Here is a 3982-nt window from a genome sequence, read left to right as displayed (position 1 = left end):
GCGGCGGAAGTGGCGGCCGCGGACGGGCCCGGCGCGGCTGCGGCGGGATTCTCCCCCTCCTGGTAGATCCAGGCGACGGTCTCGCCAACCGCGATGTCGACGCCTTCGCGCCCGACAACGCCACCCAGCACGCCGCTCGCCGGGGCCTCGATCTCCATCGCCGCCTTGTTGGTCTCGATCTCGAACAGGGTGTCGCCCTGGCGCACCTCGTCGCCCTCGGCGACGTACCAGTGCGAGATGCGGCCGGTCGTCATGTCCATGTCGACCTTGGGCAGAATGACCTCGACCGGCATGGTCAGCGCGCTCCCCGCACGAGATCGCGCGCGGCCGCGATGATGCCGGGCACCTGCGGCACGGCCGCCTTCTCGAGTTCGGGATTGTAGGGAATGGGGGTCTCCGCCCCGCCCAGCCGGACGATGGGCGCATCGAGATAGTCGAAGGCCTCGCTCTCGGCGATCATGGCGCTGACCTCGGCGCCGACGCCGAGCGTCTTCACGCCCTCGTAGACGCAGATGAGGCGCGAGGTCTTGCGCACGCTGGCGATCACGGTCTCGCGGTCCATCGGACGGATGGTGCGCAGGTCGACGACCTCGACGTCGATCCCCTCGTCCGCCAGCGTCGCCGCCGCCTCGAGCGCCTTGTGCACCATGAGCGAGGTGGCGACGATGGTCAGGTCGCGTCCCTCGCGGCGGATTTCCGCGGTGCCGATGGGCACGGTGTAGTGGCCCTCGGGCACGGGGCCCTTCATCTTGTAGAGCAGCTTGTGCTCGAAGATCATCACCGGGTCGGGGTCGGCGACGGCGGCGAGCAGCATGCCCTTGGCGTCGTGCGGGGTCGCGGGCTGGATGACCTTGAGGCCGGGGACGTGGCCGAGCCAGGCCTCGAGGCTCTGGCTGTGCTGCGCCGCCGCCCCGGTGCCCGAGCCGGCCGGAAAGCGCATGACCACCGGCACCGAGACGGCGCCGCCCAGCATGTAGCGCATCTTGGCGGCCTGGTTGACGATCTGCTCCATGGCGAGCGCGGCGAAGTCGGAGAACTGGAACTCGAAGATGGGCCTGAGGCCGGTGACCGCGGCGCCGACGGCCACCCCCGCCCCGCCGAGTTCGGAGATCGGCGTGTCCATCACCCGCTCGGGGCCGAAGCGCTCGATGAGGTCGCCCGTCACCTGGAACGCCCCGCCATAGACGCCGATGTCCTCGCCCATCAGCAGGACGCGCTCGTCGGCCTGCATGGCCAGCGCCATGGCCTCCTGGATGGCCTGGGCGTAGGTCAGCTCGCGCACCGCCGCGTCCATCATGCCGGCTCCGTATAGACGTTGCGTTCGAGGTCGGCCGCTACCGGTGCCGGGCTGTCCTTGGCGAAGGCGATGCCGGCCTCGATCTCGGCGCGCACCGCCTCGCGGATGGCGGCAATGCCGGCATCGTCGATGACCCCGAATTCCTTGAGTTCGGCCTCGAAGCGGTCGATCGGATCGCGGTTGCTCATCCAGTCCTCGATCTCTTCCTTGGTCCGGTAGCGGTTGCGGTCGCTCTTGGAATGACCGCGATAGCGGTAGGTCTTGGCCTCGATCAGCGTCGGCCCGTCGCCGGCCCGCGCCCGGGCCACGGCGGCATGGGAGGCCTCGGTCACCGCGGCGACGCTGTTGCCGTCGACGATGACGCCGGGCATGGCATAGGCGGCGGCGCGGTCGGCGATGTTGGCGACGGCCGTCGAGCGTGCCGTCGAGGTCGACATGCCGTAGCCGTTGTTCTCGCACACGAACACCACCGGCAGCTTCCAGATCGAGGCCATGTTGAGGGCCTCGTGGAAGGCGCCCTCGTTGTTGGCGCCATCGCCGAAGAAGGAGACGACGACCTTGCCGGTGTTGAGGCGCTGGGCGGTCAGCGCCGCCCCGACGGCGATGGGAATGCCGCCGCCGACGATGCCGTTGGCGCCGAGATTGCCGACGGAGACGTCGGCGATGTGCATGGAGCCGCCGCGCCCGCCGCAATAGCCGGTGGTCTTGCCGAAGAATTCGGCGAACATGCGCTTGACGTCGGCGCCCTTGGCGATGGAGTGGCCGTGGCCGCGATGCGTGGAGGTGATCTGGTCCGCCTCGGTCAGGGGCAGGCAGATGCCGACCGCCGTCGCCTCCTGGCCGATGGACAGGTGCATGGTGCCGTGGATGAGGCCACGCATGTAGCTCTGCTCGGCGCCTTCCTCGAACTGGCGGATGAGATGCATGCGGCGCAGCGCCTCGCGCAGCTGCTCGGGGGCGTAGGTCGCGTACAGGAATGGCTGGTTGGCGCCGGGCGCCTTGGCGGCGGGAGAGTGGCCGGCCCGTGCCATGTCAGGCCTCCCCCGCGCCATGGACGAGGCGGTCCTGGCGGGCCCGCAGCTCGACGATCCTGGAGCCCGCGGGCGGCGCGGCATTGGCGGTGGTGATCAGTTCGCCCCGAGCGATGGGCGCCGTGACCGTGCCGCCCTGCAGCAGCCCGCAGGGGATGGCGCCGGCGGCGCGGGCCTCGGCGGCCGCCATGACATAGGCGCGATAGCAGTACTGGCCGATGGCATCGAGCCTGTCGCCCGGCCGCAGCGGCTTCTTGGCGACGGCCGCGACTTCGGCGACCGGGATCGGCAGCGGCACCATGTCGGCCTTGCCGTAGAGCACGACGCGGGCGCAGGTCAGCGGCACCTCGAGGCTGGTCAGGTGATAGGGCCGGTGGAAGGTGAAATACGGACCGGTGCCGAGGCGCAGGTCGTGCATGCGCTCGCTGAGGCGCGGATGGCTCATGTCGGCGACGACGAACACGCCGGGGGCGACGCCCTTGCCGATGGTGTAGTCGACGACGCCGGTGCGCGACAGGATGCCGCCGTGCTCGCGCGGCACCAGCGTCGTCGCCAGCTGGTCGAGCGTCGCCGCCGGGCCGTGCATGCCGGGCTTGTCGGGCACCAGCCCGGTGGCATTGGCGATGGCGGCCATCTCGACCATGGTCTTGGAGCCGTCGACGAACTCGACCAGCATGCGCACGTTCATGTTGCGGCGGGCCGCTTCCTCGGCGTAGTCGTCGGGGACGGCGTCGATGTTGAGCGGGTTGTTCTTGCCCTTGCCGGCGGCAACGATGGTATGGCCCATGGCCGAGACGAACTCGATGAGTTCCATGCAGCTGGAGGGCTCGTCGCCGGCGCCGAGCGAATAGACGACGCCGAGCCGCTCCGCCTCGTGGCGGAGATAGGCGCCGATGGTGACGTCGGCCTCGACGTTCATCATGACGAGGTGCTTGCCGTGCTCCATGGCATGCAGGCCGATCTCGGCGCCCACCGCGGGCACGCCGGTGGCGTCGATGACGACGTCGATGCGGTCGTTGGCGATGACGAGATCGGCGTCGCCGGTCACCGCGATGCGGCCGGCGTCGATCGCCGCGGACACGGCCGTCGCGCTCCCCGCCTCCTGCGCATGACCGGGCTCGCGATAGGCGATCTCCGCCGCCCTGAGCCCCGCCGGAACGTTGAGATCGGCGATCGCGCCGATCTCGAGACCCGGCATGTGGGCGACCTGGGTGACGATGTCCGTCCCCATCTCGCCGGCGCCGATGAGGCCGATGCGGATGGGCCGCCCCGACTCGGCGCGCGCCACGAGGTCACGCGTCAGGCCCGTCGGCGCTACGTTGATGGTCATGGCTTGCTGCTCCCGTCCAGTGGCATCAGGGGTATTGAACAAATGTCTCGGTGTCAATACTAATGTGCAAGCCGCGCGTCGCCCACCGGGTCGTCGCGCCGCCTCCGGGAGCCACTCCAGATGCCTGACCTCAGATGAACTTTTACCTGCTTTTGCTGCAGCTTGCGGGTTCGGTTGCGCTCTTGTTGTGGGCGGTGCGGATGGTGCGCACGGGGATCGAGCGCAGCCAGGAGCCGGCGCTGCGGCGGGTGCTGCGCGAGAGCGGCTCGGGGCGGCTGCGGGCGGCCGCGATCGGGGCGGGCATCGCCGTGCTGCTGCAGAGTT

4 protein-coding genes and 1 pseudogene are annotated in these 3982 nt (G+C 70.0%); 1 reads left to right on the top strand and 4 read right to left on the bottom strand.

The genetic code is table 11. The annotated features are described in order from the left end of the window. The 4 genes from VGD93_RS00095 to VGD93_RS00080 form a co-directional block, all read right to left on the bottom strand. Positions 1-293, bottom strand: a 293-nt coding sequence (locus tag VGD93_RS00095; RefSeq protein WP_395007961.1) for a biotin/lipoyl-containing protein, incomplete at its 3' end; no start/stop codon positions are given. A gap of 2 nt (positions 294-295) precedes the next feature. After that, positions 296-1294 (bottom strand): alpha-ketoacid dehydrogenase subunit beta, encoded by a 999-nt coding sequence (locus tag VGD93_RS00090; protein ID WP_395007963.1) that lies wholly within the window; start codon positions 1292-1294, stop codon positions 296-298. Next, the gene (locus VGD93_RS00085; protein ID WP_395007960.1) at positions 1294-2328 is read right to left on the bottom strand and encodes a thiamine pyrophosphate-dependent dehydrogenase E1 component subunit alpha; all 1035 of its coding nucleotides are present in this window, start codon (positions 2326-2328) and stop codon (positions 1294-1296) included. The genes VGD93_RS00090 and VGD93_RS00085 overlap by 1 nt, the downstream gene beginning before the upstream one ends. 1 nt (position 2329) lies before the next feature. Continuing rightward, entirely contained in the window at positions 2330-3658 is a 1329-nt protein-coding gene (locus tag VGD93_RS00080) for an NAD(P)H-dependent oxidoreductase (protein WP_395007958.1), read from the bottom strand. 134 nt (positions 3659-3792) lie between these two features. Between VGD93_RS00080 and VGD93_RS00075 the strand changes: the two are divergent. Further along, a pseudogene (locus VGD93_RS00075) lies at positions 3793-3982 on the top strand (Na/Pi cotransporter family protein); the annotation flags it as partial.

It is taken from the genome of Devosia sp., assembly GCF_036406155.1.
Taxonomy (GTDB): Bacteria; Pseudomonadota; Alphaproteobacteria; order Rhizobiales; family Devosiaceae; genus Devosia_A.
Note: the sequence above shows the minus strand (reverse complement) of the source record. Positions and strands in the feature narration are given on the sequence as shown.